The following is a 16,051-nucleotide window of genomic DNA, read 5'->3' on the forward strand; positions in this document are numbered from 1 at the left end:
CGTCCACTGGGAGATCCGCGCCGGCCACCCCGGGATGGTAGTCACCGTCTGGTTGAAACCGTCCCCCAGAGAAACGAGCGGAGGCCAATCGTGACCGAGATCTACAAGGACGGCCCGCTTAAAGGTCAGGCGTCTGTGAATGCGCTCATCAGCGCCGATGCGGTCATGTGGCTGCAGCACGCCTCGAAGGAGACGGGTTATTCGCTTGAGCGGCTGGTGGAGATTAGCGCTGAAGAAGCTGCCTTGTCCTATGCCAAATCCGCCAAACTCTTGAAAGGCCAAGCCGATGAGTGATCACGTCGACAAGGCTCAGGCATGGGATGCCTCACGCGCGTCCTATCAAAAAGGCTATGACCGAGGCGTGGCGGAAGCGGCGGCAGAAAATGCGGCACTCCGCCAGATCATCTCAGATGCGGCCGAGGCCATCGGCAACGGCGCATTCATCGCGCCGACGTGCTCAATCGAGTTCATGGGCGGCCTTCCCAACGAGATCCGGCTGCATATCGCCTCCATAACCACGAATAGCAACGCGCAAGCCGAATGAATGATCGCGACAAACGGGATGAAGAGTTTTGGAAAGCTGTGCGCCGGCTTCCTTTGCCGATCACGTGCTTCGCCAACGGCGCCTGTTGCCCGTGGTGCGGCGGCCTGGCGACGATCGTCCGTTTTGGACCGAACCATTGCGAGGAATGCGAAAAGCCTTATGCCTTCGGCTACCCAGAGTGGCACGAGGGAAAAGACCCGTTGAGCTGGGTCCCCTTCCCCTTCGCGGAATTCGAAGCCCTTGGCGGCCGCGCAGATCTTCTCCCGGAATTCATCCCGAATGACCGCCTGAAAGAAATCTACTTCCAGAAGGCGGAAGAGCGCCTAGGCGCTCAAGCAGACATGTCGAAAAAGAATTGAGAGAGAGCAGACATGGCCGATAAGTCCCATACCTTCGCCGAGGCGGCCGCCAGCCATATCGAGAACGGCGGCGAGGCGCGCTATCTCCCCCGCATCGTCGAGTATTTCGGCGACAGGCCCCTTGCCGAAGTCTTCCCCTTCGATCTCCGCCAGATGGCGAAGGCGCTCTATCCCGGCCGCTCCAACGCCACCTTGAACCGGCAAGCCCTCGCCCCGGCCCGCGCCGTGATGATCCACGCCTATGAGCGCGGCTGGTGCGGCCCGATGCGCCTGCGCCGGTTTCGGGAAGATACGCCGAAGCGGCGGGAGCCCGCCTCCCCGACATGGCTGCACGCCTTCGCCCGGCAATGCATGATCGAGGGCAAGCCCCAGCTCGCCGCCCTTGTCCTGCTCATGGCGACGACTGGCGCGCGCGTGACCGAGGCCATCAATCTGCGCTGGCGCGAGGTCGATCTCCGCCGCCGGAGCATCCTTCTCGTCAAGACGAAGACGGACACCAATTCCCCGCGCACGCTGACCGACGAGATGGTGGACCGGCTTGCCGCGCTACAGGAGGGCGCCGCGCTCGACGATCGCGTCTTCGGCTATCGCTGCCGGCAGAGCGTCAATGCCAGGATCAGGAAGGCGTGCGAGCGCGCCGGCATCTCCTACAAGCCAAGCCACACCTGCGGCCGTCACAGCTTCGCGAACAACACGCTGGAACTCGGGCTGGACATCAAGACCGTGATGCATGCGGGCGGCTGGCGCAGCTCCGCCGTGTTTCTCGGCGTCTATGCCCGCGCCCATCCCAACGCCGGGCGCGTCGTCGCCGACCGGCTCAGCCACTACGAATACCGGACAGACATATGACGGCCGAGCGGATTGCAAGGCAGCGGAGCCGCAAAGCGCACGCCGCATCCGCCGCCAGAAACGACGGATAAGCTTGCCTTATCGCGCGTCGTGACAACACGCTCGGAACGGCTCCCGAACCCCGCGAAATCGCCACAGGGGAAGCCGGGAGCCGCCGGACCGGCACGGCGGAGAATCGTGCTAGCGTGCCCGGATCGCCGCAGCGGCGGCGAATCAGGATAGAAAGGACGTTCGGCGCAGCGCGCGCCGGAGGTCACAGCGAGGATGAATGAGATAACGAGGGCATAAAACGAAAAACCCCGCCTTTGGCGAGGCAGGGTTTTTGGATGATTGGCAAGCTGTTTTGAGACCAACCCACCGAGAAACTGGGTCTCAACATAGTTCAGAGCCGGCGAACCCGCAAGAGCATGCTTGCGCGGGAACGCTGATTTTTTGCCTCTCGTCACGCCCTCCCCATTGAGAGGGGACGAAGGACCATGTTTGCAGCACTCGGCACGGTGATGACAGGCCTCACCGGCAGGCGCACCCACGCGCCCATCCACCGCCAAAGCAAGCCGGCCGGCCAATGCGAGGCGACCATCTGGCGCGGCACGACGCGGCGCGATACGCGCCAGATCGTGCTTGCGGCCAGGCGCTATGAGATCGCAATGAAACCGCCCGGCAAGCGCACCGGTCCGCTCGGTGCCGTGGCGCTGGAAGTGCTGGAGCTGCTGGCCAACCTGGTAGACTACCGCACCGGCCGCCTGGAGCCGTCACTCGATACGATGATGCGCAAGCTCCGGCGCTCGCGCGATGCCGTGGTGCGCGCCCTGAAGGCGCTGCGAGACCATGGCTTTGTCGATTGGCTCCGCCGGTTCGTCCCGACCGACAACGAGGGCAGCAAAGGCCCCCAGGTGCGCCAGGCGAGCAATGCCTACCGGCTGGCCATGCCGGCGAAGGCCCGCGCCTGCCTCGGCCGCTACGGCGAGGCCCCGCCCCTGCCGGAGGATCGCGAACAGGCCACGGCCGAGCGCGCCGCCGCCCTGGAAGCCTACAGCGCATCGCTTTCGATCGAGGACGTATTGTCGTCGATCGAGGACACGCGCATGCGGGATTCCCTCACCCGTTTCCGCCTCAACATGTTGAAGAAACGCGAGTCCGTTGAACGGACTGAATCCGGGCCTGAATCTATATATAAGGAAGAGCGGACGCCGCTGTTCGGGTCGCTAACGCGCCCCTGCGGCGGTTCCGGCCCGCATTAAGTGCGGGCCGGCGGCACCCTCACCATGAAAACAGCAAAAATCGCGCAAGCGGAAACCTTTTCTTGCTCTGGAAAAAGATGTGTGGCAGGCCGCCTGCCCCGCTTGAGGGATTCGTTCGTGAAGAGCGGATTCAAACATGGCAATCTTTCCGCTTGCAGCGTTAACGCAAATGCGTCAACGTTAACGCGCGTGCTTTTGCGCGCAGCATGAAGCATGTTAAGGCATTATAAGGAATTGACGTGCATCTTGACGCTACTGCGTCCTTGCAACCGAAAGAGGTCAAACATGCCGGTCATCGCCGTTGCCAATCCCAAAGGCGGCGCGGGCAAGTCGACGACGACGCTCGTGCTCGCCACCACGCTCGCCAGCCAGGGCGCCAGCGTCACCGTCCTGGACTGCGACAGAAACCAGCCCATCGCCGGCTGGAGGGCAGGGGGGTCGAAAAACCCGCTTGTCGTCGACAGCGCCACGGATGAGGAGAGCTTCAAGGAAAAGCTCGACAGGCACCGCCGCGAGCAACAGTTTGTGTTCGTGGATCTGGAAGGGACCGCAAGCCGCCTCATGTCCCGCGCGCTCTTCCGCGCCCATCTCGTCATCATCCCCATTCAGGCGAGCCCGACAGACGCCGAGCTGGCCGCCCGCGCCGTCCATCTCATCAAGGATGAAGGCGAGTCCTTCGACAAGACGATACCGTACCGCGTGCTGTTCACGCGCACCTCGCAGGCGATCCCGACCAAGCTCGAAAAGGCGATCCTCGCCCAGCTCAAGGGCGGCGATATCCCGCATTTTGCGACGGCCTTGAACGAACGGGCGGCCTTCAAGAGCATGTTTTACCATCAGCTCGACTTGCAGGAACTGGATCCGGGCGATGTCAACGGCCTGCCGCAGGCGCGGGACAATGCCTTTCGCCTCACCGAAGAGCTGATAAATCTCGTCACCGAAAAGGAAATCGCAGCATGAGCAGCCCCGGGAAAAACCTTGGATTTTCCAGCAAGCTTGCCAGCATCAAGCCGGATGCCGAGCCCGAGCCTAAAGTCCCCGACAGCGCGATCGACGAGGTGGCCGCCCGGCATGGCTTTGTTTCTCGCGAGCCGGTGCAGAAGATCGTCCGCCGCAAGGAGGCGGAGCCCTCCGCGAACCTCAACATTCGCCCGCCGATCTCTACCTATAACCGGTTCGTCTCCTTCGCCATGGAGAACCGCCTGAGCTATCCGGAGGCGCTGAAGGAACTAATGGACCGGGCGAAAGTGTGATTGACGCATCCGCGTTAACGCACGTCATTCCATGACGCAAAAAAAGGCGGCCGATGAGCCGCCTTTTCTGTCGGTCCTTGATCGCGGAAGAGCGGAGGACCATCTATCGAGCCATGTCTCAGACCCCTTGGAAGCGCAAATATCAATGGCGGCTGACCCGGCCTGAGCAGGACAAGGAAGACTGGTCCGCCTATCACGACGGCCTCTTCATCGGCCGCGTCTCGCGCGACCGGACAAGCCGTTTCTCCGGCAAGTTTTCCTGGAGCGGCGGATGCTCGTGCTGGTGGGAATTTAAACGCCCGATGCCTCAATACGGATGGGAAGACGAGGCATGGCAAGCCGCCAGGGCGGTGGAGAACTGGTACGATGAGGGCTGTGCAGCCACCGGGCCGCGCCCCGCTGCCGTCGCGCGGAGAATAGCAGACCTCAAGGCGCGCGGCGCAAAGTTCGGCTGGTAGGGCAGGGGGCGGCAATCCCGCCGGCCCGCTACGCCGCCGCATCCTTGATTGCAGCCGCCACCCATTCATTAAGGCTCTTGCCGGCCGCCGCCGCCGCGATGACGGCCGCCGCATGGTCGGAAGGATCGAGCCGGACATTGAACTTGCCCGAAAAGCTCCGGCGCGGCTCGATACCCTTTTCCCGGCACATCTCAAGGAAGACGGCGAGGGACTTGCGCCCTTCCTCCACCAGTTCCTGCACGCTTTCGGCATAAAAGTCCGCGCCGCCGTTCAGGCCGAGGAATTCGCCGCGCAGCATCTGGATTTCCGGATCGAAGGTCACGACGGCCTTTTCCCCGGCGATTTCGATAACGTTCTTCATGGTCTCACCCCGTGTTCGTCCAGCCACTTGCGGATACTCGCCACCGCGCCCTTGTCCGTGTCCGGCGAGGGATGCGGGCGGTGGAAAACCCGCACCTCGCCGAAGAGGAAGACGCCGACGCGGGAGCCTTCCCGCTCGCTGATCTCCGCCCCGAGCGCCACGAAGAGCGCTTCGATATCGGCCCAGCGGATCGAGCCGCTGACAGGCCGGGAGAAGATGGAGATCAACGTGGTGTGGTGGCGCTTTTTCATATGGTTTTAGTACCAAATATCAGTACCATTGTAAAGCGGTGAACGGCCATGGCCGGCCGAATGAGCATAAAAAAAGGGGCAGCCAAAAGCCGCCCCTTGTCCCGCATCCAAAGCCTGGCGCTACCGTCCGATCAACAGACCGGCGATCCTTTTGAGGGCGTCCGCGAAGGAAACGCCGAGCGCAACGCCGCCGATCCCCATCATGCCGAGGGCGCCGATCCCCATCAGCTTCCAGCGCCGCACATCGTCGGTGACAGGCTTCATTTCCTTCACGTCCTTTTCCAGCCCCGCAACCGTCGCCTTCACCTCGCCAACGGCGCCAACGGCGTCATCGATCCGCCGGTGCATCTTCGCCCGGCTTTCATCGGACTTGTCGTCGGATCGCTGTATCTTGTCCTCGATCCGGCGAAGGTCCTCCAGAATGGCCCGCTGTGAGGCGATCAACTCGCCCATCTGTTGATGCAAGGATGCGTCAGCCACCGGCGCCCCCATGCTGTTCGCAATCCGGCCGGCTCCACACGCCGGCAGCGCAAAGAGCGACCACGGTGCGATCGATCTTCCGTTGATCTCCCGCCGTTGCGCCGCGCGCCCCGACGAGATCAGTCCCCACGACGCGGCGCAGGCCCGTCACATCGGCCGGCGCCGAAGTTCCACAACCCGCCGCCGTCAAGGCACCGGTCATAAGCGCTGCGAGCATCGTCAGCCGCGTTGCGTGCGTCATTGTTCCGCCTTTCGAACTTCGAGGTGATATCCCGCGCGCCGCCCGCCCGGATCTCGGCATAAAGCCAGATCAGGGCGCCCGCGATCGCAACGCCCATGATGACCTTGGGCCAGGCGATCACGACCCGACCTCCGCCCTGATCTGGCGCACGGCCGCGATGATCTGGCTGCGCAGAAGGATCAGTACGAGCAGCACCACGACGAGCACGACGCCGCCGGCGGCGATGGCCCGCCAGTCCATGCCCGACAGCCAGCCGAGCCCGATCGTGCCGAGACCGCCGCCGCCCGTCAGCCAGGTCCACCGGTTCGATTTCTCCTTGACCTTCTGCTCGACCGTCTCCGGAACGACAGGCTTGTCGACGGGAACGGGTACCTCAACCCGCTCGACCGGCTGGCCCGCCTTGTGCCGGCGCCGGACCTCCGCGAGCACGTCGCGAACCCTTGCCGTCCGCACGGCGGCATGCTGCCCATCGTAGAAGCCCTTGCCGCCCACGGTCGGCAACGAAGCCCACTCCCGCGCAAGATTGTCGATGAGCGCGTCTTCCGAAAGGCGGCCGGCAAGATATTTGTCGATGCCGCGAACGCCGAGCAGATAGCACGCCATCTCATCCTGGCACGCCGCATCGAACCGGCGGGACAGCGGATACCGGCCCGGGAGCCTTTCCCTTATGTCCCGCGCCGTGGTGCGGACGATCTGGTAGCGACCGCACGCCGAGGAGCGAAGCTTGTTCTTCGGATGCTGCAGCATCTTCGTCTGGAGCGCGTCGAGATCCTTGAGCGTCATCGACACCAGATTGACGTTGCCATCGGTGAAGGCGCCATAGGCCAGCGTCTCATTATAGCCGTCCCCCTTGTCGGTCCCCTCCGTGAAGCCGATGAGGTCAAGCATAGGCCGGTAGACATGGTACTTGTCCATGGCTCGTTTCCTTTCAGGATGCGTGAAAAAACACCGTCTGCGCGGTCAAATATCGTCGCACGCCGCGCGACAGGAGGCGGTCAGAACAGGCGCCGAATTCCGCCTGACAAGGTTGCGACGATCCTGGGCGCGCCATCAGCGCCCGGGTGCAGATCGTCAGTCATGAGGGCAAGCGTGTTGTCGACGTTGATGCCGACCTCTTTGTGCACCGGCACGATCGGGATTTGCGAATAGGCGGCCCGATCGATGATCGTGTCCTGATACTCGTGCATCCAGTGCGTGCCGTTGTTGTTGATGTTGCTGTCACCATGGCTGGCGCGCGGACCCCGCCACATCGGCGGGGCGAAGAGCAGCCGCGTTTTGGGCAGCGCGGCGCTGAATTTCGCGATGACGTTCTTCGTGGCGGGCAGAAAATGGGTCGGATCGGTGTCAAGATCATCACCGATCACGATTCCCCCGCCGTAGTCGTTCGTGCCCATCATGACGAGGATGGCATCGATCTTGGTCCAATCCATGGTCGACATGAGCAATGCCGCCGCCCGGAAATCGTCGGTCGAACCACGTCCGGGATCATTGTAGAGGTCTTCCGCCGCCGCGATCTGATTGGACCAGTCGCCGCTTTCCACGGCATCGGCCAGAGCGGTCGCCGAAAACCACTTTTTGTACATATAGAGCGTACCGGATGTGCGATTGTCCCACACCATGCGCGCGCCCCCGAAGCCGAGATTGACGACCTCGCAACCCAGGCGCTCGGCGATCAGCGCCGGAATGCCATAGTTCTGGACAATCGAGTCACCGATTATGGCGATACGTTTGCCAATCATCGGATTGGCCCGCTTCAGTGCAGCGGCGAGGTTACTGCCCTTGTACTGGTCCGACCAACGGTCGCGAGGCACACGAGAAGCGGAGACCGGCCGCGAGACGAGCAGCCCCTGAAACCCGCCGACCTGTGCCCGCGCACCGCTGACAAGGCCGCCTCCGGGCACGCCGAGGCGAAACTCGTTGTCTTCGACGCCGGCAGGAACCGTCGTCGTGACGAAGAGACGCCGTAGGTTGGCGGAGAGCTGCTCGGCCGTCGCCAGATTGACGACCCCCTGCGACACCCCGCCTGCGAAGCGGTGCAGCTGCACCAGCGAGGGCCAGTCGGTTCCGGTGGCTGACCAGACGTAGGCGGAGACGTGCGCCACGCGCGCAAGCGCGTCAAAGGGGATGCCGATGCGCTCGAAAAACGCCGCGCCGCCGGTCCCGATCTCGTAAGCGCGCTCGATACCGTGATCCGCAAGCGGCGTCTCCGCAGCCGCAATGACCGCCGCGGACGTGAGGACCGGTGGCGTACCGTCTACTGCAAGGCGGGGATTGGGGACGATGTTGGCCGTTGCCGCAAGCTCGGCGATCAATCCGGGATCGGCGGGTGTAGCCGTGTAGCAGGCAGGGTCGATGACCCAGGACCAACCGTCGTTGGCGCTGGAGGACGAGGAATCCACAGCCGTGCCGCTGGCCGGCAACGCATCGGGATTGACGGTGAGCACGAACGCCATGTCCTGGCGGGCAGGCGGGACAATCCGGATCGTCTGAATACCCGCGCCCCGCACGATCGGCGTTTGCTGATTGGATCGGGTCACGAGGTTGATCGGCGAGTTCGCGCCGGCCATGGTGCTCGCCTGAAACGCCTGTATGATCCAGCCTTCGCCTGGTGAGCCGGAGACGCCGTTCTCGTAATATCCGATATGGTAGACCTCGCCCTCGATCGCGCCCTCGACGCGAACATCAAGCAGCGCATCCCGCCACGCACCGGCAGGCGACGCCGAGGTAATGCCGTTTCGTGTCCGCTGGGCAAGCGGATAGGGCTTGCCGGAGTTGGTCGCCTTGCTGTCGAATGCCGCGCGGACGTTGTCGGCCAGCATGCCGGAGAGCGTGCCGTTCGACGAGTTGAAAAGCAGATTGAGCTTCCGGCCGGCGGCAATGTCCGCGCGGATGATCGATGAGAAAAACGCCTTGACCGCGCTGTAGGGACCGGGAGCCGTGACATCCACATACAGGCCCTCGGTCGGCGCCAGGACCGTGGTCGGCAGCGCTGCCACGCTGACAAGGTTCCCGGCCATTACGCCAATGACGCCCGACCACGCGAGCTTCCAGCTCGTGCCGTTGCGTGCAACCACCAGGCCGGACGATCCGTATTCCGATATGGCCACTGACGTCGTCGTCTTCATCGCCGTCAGGTTGGCGGCAAGCGTCGATTCGCCCTGCCTCGCGGTCTCGACCTCATTCGCGCGATCGATGACCGTGTTGAGCTTCGAGCGCGACGACGGGCCGCTCTCGTTCAGGACGAGAGGTGCAATTGCCATGGTTGGCTCCTGAAATTTTAGAGGGTTTCGCGGAGAGTCAGAGTTGCGGTGCCGAAGCGCAGCAAGTTGAGAGAGAGGTCGCCGTCGCTGATGTCGGCCAGCTCGCAGCGCAGGCGCGGATTGCGCGCCTCGACGGTCCAGCCATTGAGCATGGCCTCGCGGATCGGCGGCAGGACGGAGACGGTATAGCTCGCGGTCGGGTCCTCGCCGTCCGTCCACAGCCGTGTGTCGTTCCACGGGCTGTCGCGAACCCAGGGGCTGAGCGTCGGATCGATCGCCGGCGAGGCCAGCACCTTGCGCACGAGGTACAGGCTGTTGTTGACCGTGTAGTAATCGCCGGCCGCGACCGTCACGCCTTCCACGTCAAGTTCAAGCTCGGTGGCGCGCAGGGCGGCATTGGCGCCGATCTTGACCCAGGATACGCTTTCGTCCGCGCCCTCCGGCCGGTAGCCCGCGCAAATCGGCAGATCGACGGCCCCGCCGGCCCGCAGGTGCGCCGCAAGCGCCCTGTAGGCCCGCGACCGCGCCGGTGAATTGATCACCATCTCGATCTTGACGTGCCAGTAACCCGCATCCGAGAACACGCGCTGCCCGCGACCGTATCGCGTCGTCGGGCCGCCGCGTGTCGAATTGCGCAACTCTGGATCACAGCGCCGCAGCTTGAGCACCGGGTCCAATGCAATCACATCCACCATGCTACCCTCATCAGCCCGGAATCGTTACGTCGGCGCCGTTCACCCAGTCGGATACCGCGCCGCCCACGGTTCTCCAGCGCACGCGCTGCTTGATGACGACGCCCCGGTTCATCGGTCCGGTCTCCGCATCTCGGCCGCCGTCCGCCACGGCCATGCCGAGCCAGTCAACGCCGCCGTTCAACGAATATTGAGCATCCGCTTGCAGCCCGCCGCGTGGCGCCGGGTCCCAATGGATGGCGGCGACGTAGACGCGCATCGGCGTCTTCTCCCACCCTTCCGGCGTCTCATAATCGATATCGCCCAGGTCGCGTTGCGGCGTATTGGTCCAGACGCCGGTGGGAACCGGTATCGTCTCTTCCACCAGGGCCTCCGGCACGGTCGGCCCCGTTCCCTCTTCCAGGGTCGCGTTGAAATCGTAGGTGGAAGCCTCGAAAGAGGCGACTTGCAGCGTCACCGTCATGCTCTCGGTATCGAGCGCGGGCGTGCCGAGGATTTCAAAGGTGCCGTCGATCTCATAATCCGGCAGCACAAGGTTGATCCATCGTTGGTCCCAGGCATTGAGGGCATGGAGCGTGCAGGTGATCGAGCCTTGCCAGCGCGGCGAGGCGCGCTTCTGGACGATCTTCGCAATCCGCCGCGCGTGGTTGTGGTGCTGGATCTCGTAGGCATTCAGGACGTTCGAACGAACCTCGCCGAGCTGCGAGATTGACGCCTCGTCGCGCCAGGGGTCGGACGTTGCTTCCTTGTAACCGACCTCAACGTGAGTGAATTTGACGATGACTTCGTTGGTTTCGCGGAACGGCCCCGAGCTGTCCCGCAGGCTGGCCGAAATGATATGGCCGTCCGCGTCGGAGATCGTGACGACGGGCGCCACCCACTTGCCGGCATCGAACCCGACCTTGCCGGCCGACGTGATATAGAGCCGCCCGTCGCAGGCATTGATGATACGGCTGAGGACGGCGCGCGGTTCCTCGTCAAAGCTGTAGGTCAACCCGATGGCATAGCGCGGTATGGTCCCGCCGCCCTTGATCGGAACCGCCTCGTCACAGACATTCGCCGCCGTCGCGAAGGATGCCTCGTCGATCAGCCATCCAGGAATCTGCATCCCATCAGGATGCGTCAGGTAGTCCCGCATGATGAGCGCCGCGTTGCGCGTCCACGGCGACGTGCCGGACCTCGGATCGTAGCACCCCGCGCCGTCGATCACGCGATGCAGGAGCGGTATGCGGTTCGGGTAAACCTTCGTGATATCGTCCTGGTCCACCGACGCCGTGTAGAGCAGCGATGCGGCCAACCCTTCAAGCTTGTGGGCCGGGCTCCAGATCGATGGGAAGTCCGTGTTCAGGCGTCCCCAGCCCGAGACCCCCGGCCACCCGAAATGCGTGTCGATGATCTGACTGCCGGGATTGTACGGCGGCGTGACGACGCCGCCCGCATAGCCGGACTGAAGCTCCACGAGCCGATTATCGATATAGGTCTCGTGATAGCCGGTAATCGGCCCCTGCCCGTGCACGATGAGCTGGTACAAGCTGCCGTTCTTGGTCTCGATAAAGACGACGTAACCGCCCACCTTGACGCGCCCGTAATGCCGGCTGCGCGGTCCGACGCTTTGCCGGAAAAGCCCCTGAATATCCTCTGGTTTCCGCTGCTTCTGCCCGAAAAGCTCCTGCGCGATGAATTGCAGGCCCATGGACAGGCCGAGGCCGACGGCGCTCGTGAGGAGCGAGCCGGCGAAGCTCGCCGCGAATGCCGGCGTGAACAGGAATCCGACAATGGCTTGAGGCATCAGATACTCCAGATCATCAGGGGACGGCACCTGGTGGTGATGGTGAGGCCGTCCGTGCACTTGATCGCCCACTTGCCGCTGATCGTGCGGATCGCGCCGAAATGCGCGTTCCCGAAGCGGACAACGGCGATGTCGCCGGGCTTGGGGTTGGCAGTCCGGCGGGCTCCGACCGTACGGCAGAGATCACGGACCAGGCGCAGCAAGCCGCCGTGCTTCGCCAGCACCGCGCCGCAGGCGTCCCCGTCGTGGTAGGTCGCGATGAGATGCGCCGCCGGGTCGCATCCATGGTTCTCCGCCCACCACCGCCCGAGCACGAGCGCGCAATCGGTCCGGCCATAGCAGAACGGCTCGCGGGCGAGCGAGGCGAGAAAGGCGGCAATGTCGGGCATGGTCAGACGGCGGGCCAGATGATGTTCTTGTTGTCGATCCCGGCAACCCGCTCCAGCCCCCTGTCCCCAGGATGCCGGAGCTGCTGGTCCCGGTCGGTCAGGTAGCCGTAAGGCGCCCGCCGGCGCACCGCGAAGGGCGTCTCGGCCGTGACAGCGACCTCATAGACCCGGCCCGCGTCCGTGCTTTCGAAACTCGGCGCCAGCCCCGTCATGCGAACGAACATGAGGGAATACGGATTGTCGAGCGGCTGCCAGGCCTCGTCGAAGAACTGGATGTAGATGAGCGCCGGGCGATAGAGATATTCCTCCGTCTCGCCCTTCGCCTTGGCCGCGAAATCGGCATCGACGCCCGAAAGCCGGAACCGAACCTCCGGCGCCACGCCGTTGACGGCCTGGGAAATGCCTTCAATGCTTCCAAGCCCGCCGGTGCCCTCCCACGTCCGGCCGTCGAGCGTTTTGATAGGACCCCCGCCCTCCCAAAGCCATTCATTGCCGGAGGTGAACTGGAGCTCGAGCAGCAGGGCGGCACGCACCGTCCCGCCCGCCATCTGGATTTTGGCAGCTTCCGAGAAGTTCATCCGCGCCGCTCCTGGTAGCTGTGCATCGCATCGACAGCCGTCTGCCCGGCGCGTGTCCGGTCATAATGCTTGACATGCGCGGCCGCGCGCCGATCCGCAACGCCGGTCGATATCCGCTCCACCTTGCTTTCGAAGTTGCCGTCCGCGTCGAAACGGGACACAAACTCGACCTTCATGCCGCTCGCGGCCCCGACCTGCGGGATCGCCGGCATCTTCGGCATGGGAATGCGCGGATTGATCATGTCGCCGACAGACCCGCCGCCGGAATATCCGCGCAGGCGCCGCCGCACGTCGTCGAGCGCGGAGGGTCCGCCCGCCGCCCGTACGGATTCCTGGTCGAAGACGTATTCGCCCTTGTGCACGACGCCGGCCGGCGCATATTTGCCGCCATGCCCGGTATAGCCGCCCGCCGAAAAGAGGCCGACCTTTCCGATGGGATTGAAGCCCCCGCCGAACAGCCCGCCGAAGATGCTGGAAAGGAAGCCGCCGCCACCCCCGCCGGCGCTGTTGACCTGAAAAATCGCGTCAAGCACGTCATCCAGCAGCTTGTCCGCCACCTTCTGCAAGGCGCCCGCCAGCGCTTCGGCCGCCGACTTCCCGTCCATCAGGTCCTTGATGAAGCCCTTGGTCACATCCCGGCTGACGGAGGCCCATTCCTCGGCGGACCGGCGGATATCCTGTTGCGCTGCCGAAAGCCGGGTGCCGGCCGCTTCCGCATTGCCGGTCTCCATCGCAAGCTGGCGCATGGCTTCCGCCTGCTCGCGCGCAGCCGGCGACAGGCTGGAAAGGTCGCCGTACAGCAGCTGCTGCACGTCCTTCAGCTCGCGGCCGGCGGCCGTGCCCTCCTGCATGGCGGCATTGAGCAGATATTGCGCCGCCTGCACGGTGGACATCGCGCGGCCGTAGTCGTCGACCAGCGGGTTGAGGCTGGCACGAATGGCCGTCTCCGCCTGCAAGGCCGCGATCATGGCCCGCTGTTCCTGCAAGCGGGCGTCGAAGCCCTCCCGCCCCTTCACCTCGGCTTGCGTGATCGGCGACGTGCCGCCGAGATACATCTCGGCCTCCGCATCGCGGCGCTTCCGGTTGATGCCGGCATTGTCGCCGCCAAGCCCCTTGATCGCCTGGTAGACCGTCTGGTCATTGCCGGTCTTGATGGCGGCAACGATCCGGTCGGGCAGGGAGCCGTAATTGTAGGCGATGGACGTCAAGGCCGCCTGCTGATCGCTGCTCATCGCCTCGAATGTGCTGGAGCCGATACGCTGGCGGATTCCCGTCTGGAATTCGCCGATGCGCCGTTCAAGATCCCGGTTCGCGTCGGCGACGGAGACCGAAATCCCTTGCGTGACGCGCTGGATCGACCCGTCGTCGAGCGTCACCGTATCCGAGCCATAACCGACGCGGTAGGCGTTGACATCCCAATAGGGCGTGGACCGGAAGGATTCGAAACCCTTGATGACCTCGGCCGCCGAGGACGCCGTTCTCTCGCGCGCCGCCACGGCATCGCGATCGGCAAGGTTGCTGACCGCCTGGAGCCGTGCCGCCGCCTCCGTCAGCTTGACGCCGGCCTCCTCCGCCCGCTTCATGACGGCGAGGGTTTCCGCGTCAATCTTCTTCTGGTTTTCCGTCCGCTGCGCGTCGGCGACTTCCTGCGAGAGGAAGTCGCGTTTCTTGTCGCGTTCGCTGATCGCCGTACCGAGGCGGTTCCAGTCGCGCCCACCACCCATGCCGCCGAGGTCGGCAAGTTCGCTTTTCAGCAGTTCCGTCGCCCCCAACGCCCGCTTCAACTCGTCGATTAGCGGCCTGAATTGCTTCGCCAGCGTCTGAAATTTAGGGTTCGAATTGGCAAGGGCATGAATGGCGTCGTCGGCCTCTTCCGCCGATTTGGAGCCGTTCTCCAGCCCCTTTGCCAGCGCGTCAAGCTGCTTGAGTTGCGCGTCTGAGATAAGCCGCCGGGGCGCGTTGGCCGAAACGTCGCGAAGGTATTCAACAACAGCACGGCGGGCGTCATCGATCTTGTCGGTCCCGACACCAATCCCCTGTGAAAGGTCGTTCTTCTGCCGTTCAACAAATTTAGGCTCCGCCTGCTCCACCGCCTCCCCGGCCTTTTCGGCCGCTACCTTGACCTTCTCCAAGGCGCGGGCATAGGTCTCGGCGGCGCTGCTCGCTTCACCGGAGCGCGTGCCGAAGGCAATCAACGCGCCCGTGAGAACCGTGCCGATGACGAGCCCCACAGGGCCGGCCGCCGCGCTCAATCCGCCCATGGCAACGCTGAGTGATGCCATGGTACGTGCTGCGGCAATTGCCTTTGCAAGATTTAGAAGCGCTTTCGACCCCAGTCCCAGGGAAACCAGCATCTGCGCCATGGAGCGCCCGACCAGCGCACCCGCGATGACGCCCGCCAGGATCAACGTGCCATCGGCGACGGTCTTGAAATTGTCGGCAAGAGCATTGAGGCCGGCAACCAGACGCTCAGAGGCCCCGAGCGATTCATCCGTCGAGCCGATGTATTTCGTCAGCGCGTTGTCAACCTTCGTCCATCCCTGTTCGATCGTCTGGGTGGAATTGGCGGCCATCTTCTCGATTTCCGGCAGCCCCTTGAGGAACGCGTCGAAGAACTGACGACCGGAAACCTTGCCGTCATTGACGAGCTGTTTCAGCTTGCTGACCGAGCCGCCCGCCTCGTCCAGCCCGGCGGCAACCGCCATCAGGATCGGCCGCGCCCCCTCATTGACCGAATTGAATTCCTCGGCCTGCACCCGCGTGGAACCAAGCAACTGACCGAGCTGCGTTAATGCCCCGGAAGCTGCGCCGGCCCCTGTGCCGGCCACCCGGAGGGCCGTGGCAACGCCGCCGGAAAACTTGATGATTTCCTCCTGGCTGGCGCCGAGAACGTCGCCCGCCTGCGCGGCCTTGCCATAAAGGTTCGCGAGCGCACCGATCGGCGCGGCATTGCGCTGCGCCGCGTCGTAAAGCGCATCGAGCACCGCCACCTGCCGCTGCCCCGTGACACCGGCCACGGCGAGACTGTTCTTTGCCGAGGTCCATGCATCCGCATAATGCGCAACCTCTCTGGTGGTGAGCGCAGTGGCGATTCCGGCGAGCGGCGCGGTGATATTGCGCGCCATGTTCTCGCCAAGGCGATTGAACCGGGAATTGACGCCGCGCCACGTATCCTCCAAGCGCTTCGCCGTTGCGGCGTTGATACCGTGAAGCCTTTGCAAGTCGCGAGTGTACGGCCCCAATTCCATACGCATGACGGAGCGCAATTCGTCTACGGTGACGGCCATGGTAATTCCTGCTATCGGA

General features: G+C 64.0%; 20 protein-coding genes. 8 read left to right on the top strand and 12 right to left on the bottom strand.

Annotated features, from left to right (window positions below):
* Positions 1-90: 90 nt before the first annotated feature.
* The 8 genes from MUU56_RS31680 to MUU56_RS31715 all read left to right on the top strand — a co-directional run bounded on the left by MUU56_RS31680 (position 91) and on the right by MUU56_RS31715 (position 4,704).
* On the top strand, positions 91-294 hold the full coding sequence (locus MUU56_RS31680) for a hypothetical protein (RefSeq protein WP_245082920.1): 204 nt from the start codon (positions 91-93) through the stop codon (positions 292-294).
* The gene (locus MUU56_RS31685; protein ID WP_245082923.1) at positions 287-544 is read left to right on the top strand and encodes a hypothetical protein; all 258 of its coding nucleotides are present in this window, start codon (positions 287-289) and stop codon (positions 542-544) included. Before MUU56_RS31680 ends, MUU56_RS31685 begins: the two co-directional genes overlap by 8 nt.
* Positions 541-903, top strand: a complete 363-nt coding sequence (locus MUU56_RS31690) for a hypothetical protein (RefSeq protein WP_245082926.1) — start codon at positions 541-543, stop codon at positions 901-903. Before MUU56_RS31685 ends, MUU56_RS31690 begins: the two co-directional genes overlap by 4 nt.
* A gap of 12 nt (positions 904-915) precedes the next feature.
* Positions 916-1,752: a tyrosine-type recombinase/integrase gene (locus MUU56_RS31695; RefSeq protein WP_245082929.1), complete on the top strand. Its 837-nt coding sequence runs from the start codon at positions 916-918 to the stop codon at positions 1,750-1,752.
* A 476-nt stretch (positions 1,753-2,228) separates the two neighbouring features.
* The gene (locus tag MUU56_RS31700) at positions 2,229-2,993 is read left to right on the top strand and encodes a helix-turn-helix domain-containing protein (protein ID WP_245082932.1); all 765 of its coding nucleotides are present in this window, start codon (positions 2,229-2,231) and stop codon (positions 2,991-2,993) included.
* 285 nt (positions 2,994-3,278) lie between these two features.
* Positions 3,279-3,953, top strand: a complete 675-nt coding sequence (locus MUU56_RS31705) for a ParA family protein (protein ID WP_245082934.1) — start codon at positions 3,279-3,281, stop codon at positions 3,951-3,953.
* Positions 3,950-4,246, top strand: coding sequence for a hypothetical protein (locus MUU56_RS31710; RefSeq protein ID WP_245082937.1), 297 nt, complete (start codon positions 3,950-3,952; stop codon positions 4,244-4,246). Before MUU56_RS31705 ends, MUU56_RS31710 begins: the two co-directional genes overlap by 4 nt.
* Positions 4,247-4,299: 53 nt before the next feature.
* Positions 4,300-4,704, top strand: coding sequence for a hypothetical protein (locus tag MUU56_RS31715; protein ID WP_245082940.1), 405 nt, complete (start codon positions 4,300-4,302; stop codon positions 4,702-4,704).
* A gap of 28 nt (positions 4,705-4,732) precedes the next feature.
* On the opposite strand, the gene MUU56_RS31720 is transcribed toward MUU56_RS31715, so the two are convergent.
* From MUU56_RS31720 to MUU56_RS31775, 12 genes are all read right to left on the bottom strand, one after another.
* Complete coding sequence (locus MUU56_RS31720; RefSeq protein ID WP_245082943.1) at positions 4,733-5,065, bottom strand: type II toxin-antitoxin system HicB family antitoxin; 333 nt, start codon at positions 5,063-5,065, stop codon at positions 4,733-4,735.
* A complete protein-coding gene (locus tag MUU56_RS31725) occupies positions 5,062-5,316 on the bottom strand; it encodes a type II toxin-antitoxin system HicA family toxin (RefSeq protein ID WP_245082947.1) in 255 nt (84 codons plus the stop codon). Before MUU56_RS31725 ends, MUU56_RS31720 begins: the two co-directional genes overlap by 4 nt.
* 120 nt (positions 5,317-5,436) lie before the next feature.
* Complete coding sequence (locus MUU56_RS31730; RefSeq protein WP_245082950.1) at positions 5,437-5,796, bottom strand: DUF1515 family protein; 360 nt, start codon at positions 5,794-5,796, stop codon at positions 5,437-5,439.
* Positions 5,789-6,013 carry a hypothetical protein gene (locus MUU56_RS31735; protein ID WP_245083078.1) on the bottom strand — a complete coding sequence of 75 codons (225 nt, stop codon included), beginning with the start codon at positions 6,011-6,013 and terminating at the stop codon, positions 5,789-5,791. The genes MUU56_RS31730 and MUU56_RS31735 overlap by 8 nt, the downstream gene beginning before the upstream one ends.
* Positions 5,916-6,158 (bottom strand): hypothetical protein, encoded by a 243-nt coding sequence (locus tag MUU56_RS31740; protein ID WP_245083081.1) that lies wholly within the window; start codon positions 6,156-6,158, stop codon positions 5,916-5,918. Before MUU56_RS31740 ends, MUU56_RS31735 begins: the two co-directional genes overlap by 98 nt.
* Complete coding sequence (locus MUU56_RS31745; protein ID WP_245082953.1) at positions 6,155-6,952, bottom strand: lysozyme family protein; 798 nt, start codon at positions 6,950-6,952, stop codon at positions 6,155-6,157. The genes MUU56_RS31740 and MUU56_RS31745 overlap by 4 nt, the downstream gene beginning before the upstream one ends.
* 80 nt (positions 6,953-7,032) lie before the next feature.
* Positions 7,033-9,297, bottom strand: a complete 2,265-nt coding sequence (locus MUU56_RS31750) for an SGNH/GDSL hydrolase family protein (protein ID WP_245082956.1) — start codon at positions 9,295-9,297, stop codon at positions 7,033-7,035.
* A gap of 17 nt (positions 9,298-9,314) precedes the next feature.
* Entirely contained in the window at positions 9,315-9,992 is a 678-nt protein-coding gene (locus MUU56_RS31755; protein ID WP_245082959.1) for a hypothetical protein, read from the bottom strand.
* Positions 9,993-10,002: 10 nt separating this feature from the next.
* On the bottom strand, positions 10,003-11,778 hold the full coding sequence (locus tag MUU56_RS31760) for a hypothetical protein (RefSeq protein ID WP_245082962.1): 1,776 nt from the start codon (positions 11,776-11,778) through the stop codon (positions 10,003-10,005).
* Positions 11,778-12,167 carry a DUF6950 family protein gene (locus MUU56_RS31765; RefSeq protein ID WP_245082965.1) on the bottom strand — a complete coding sequence of 130 codons (390 nt, stop codon included), beginning with the start codon at positions 12,165-12,167 and terminating at the stop codon, positions 11,778-11,780. The genes MUU56_RS31760 and MUU56_RS31765 overlap by 1 nt, the downstream gene beginning before the upstream one ends.
* Positions 12,168-12,169: 2 nt before the next feature.
* Complete coding sequence (locus MUU56_RS31770) at positions 12,170-12,745, bottom strand: hypothetical protein (protein ID WP_245082968.1); 576 nt, start codon at positions 12,743-12,745, stop codon at positions 12,170-12,172.
* On the bottom strand, positions 12,742-15,924 hold the full coding sequence (locus tag MUU56_RS31775; protein ID WP_245082970.1) for a tape measure protein: 3,183 nt from the start codon (positions 15,922-15,924) through the stop codon (positions 12,742-12,744). The genes MUU56_RS31770 and MUU56_RS31775 overlap by 4 nt, the downstream gene beginning before the upstream one ends.
* Positions 15,925-16,051: the final 127 nt, after the last annotated feature.

It is taken from the genome of Shinella yambaruensis (assembly GCF_022899355.1).
Lineage (GTDB): Bacteria > Pseudomonadota > Alphaproteobacteria > Rhizobiales > Rhizobiaceae > Shinella > Shinella yambaruensis.

What these genes read in the sequence shown, in the direction of transcription:
- MUU56_RS31685 (WP_245082923.1), top strand. Translation starts at nt 287, where the DNA reads ATGAGTGATCACGTCGACAAGGCTCAGGCATGGGATGCCTCACGCGCG.
- MUU56_RS31690 (WP_245082926.1), top strand. Translation starts at nt 541, where the DNA reads ATGAATGATCGCGACAAACGGGATGAAGAGTTTTGGAAAGCTGTGCGC.
- MUU56_RS31695 (WP_245082929.1), top strand. Translation starts at nt 916, where the DNA reads ATGGCCGATAAGTCCCATACCTTCGCCGAGGCGGCCGCCAGCCATATC.
- MUU56_RS31700 (WP_245082932.1), top strand. Translation starts at nt 2,229, where the DNA reads ATGTTTGCAGCACTCGGCACGGTGATGACAGGCCTCACCGGCAGGCGC.
- MUU56_RS31705 (WP_245082934.1), top strand. Translation starts at nt 3,279, where the DNA reads ATGCCGGTCATCGCCGTTGCCAATCCCAAAGGCGGCGCGGGCAAGTCG.
- MUU56_RS31710 (WP_245082937.1), top strand. Translation starts at nt 3,950, where the DNA reads ATGAGCAGCCCCGGGAAAAACCTTGGATTTTCCAGCAAGCTTGCCAGC.
- MUU56_RS31715 (WP_245082940.1), top strand. Translation starts at nt 4,300, where the DNA reads ATGAGCCGCCTTTTCTGTCGGTCCTTGATCGCGGAAGAGCGGAGGACC.
- MUU56_RS31720 (WP_245082943.1), bottom strand. Translation starts at nt 5,065, where the DNA reads ATGAAGAACGTTATCGAAATCGCCGGGGAAAAGGCCGTCGTGACCTTC.
- MUU56_RS31725 (WP_245082947.1), bottom strand. Translation starts at nt 5,316, where the DNA reads ATGAAAAAGCGCCACCACACCACGTTGATCTCCATCTTCTCCCGGCCT.
- MUU56_RS31735 (WP_245083078.1), bottom strand. Translation starts at nt 6,013, where the DNA reads ATGCTCGCAGCGCTTATGACCGGTGCCTTGACGGCGGCGGGTTGTGGA.
- MUU56_RS31745 (WP_245082953.1), bottom strand. Translation starts at nt 6,952, where the DNA reads ATGGACAAGTACCATGTCTACCGGCCTATGCTTGACCTCATCGGCTTC.
- MUU56_RS31750 (WP_245082956.1), bottom strand. Translation starts at nt 9,297, where the DNA reads ATGGCAATTGCACCTCTCGTCCTGAACGAGAGCGGCCCGTCGTCGCGC.
- MUU56_RS31755 (WP_245082959.1), bottom strand. Translation starts at nt 9,992, where the DNA reads ATGGTGGATGTGATTGCATTGGACCCGGTGCTCAAGCTGCGGCGCTGT.
- MUU56_RS31760 (WP_245082962.1), bottom strand. Translation starts at nt 11,778, where the DNA reads ATGCCTCAAGCCATTGTCGGATTCCTGTTCACGCCGGCATTCGCGGCG.
- MUU56_RS31765 (WP_245082965.1), bottom strand. Translation starts at nt 12,167, where the DNA reads ATGCCCGACATTGCCGCCTTTCTCGCCTCGCTCGCCCGCGAGCCGTTC.
- MUU56_RS31770 (WP_245082968.1), bottom strand. Translation starts at nt 12,745, where the DNA reads ATGAACTTCTCGGAAGCTGCCAAAATCCAGATGGCGGGCGGGACGGTG.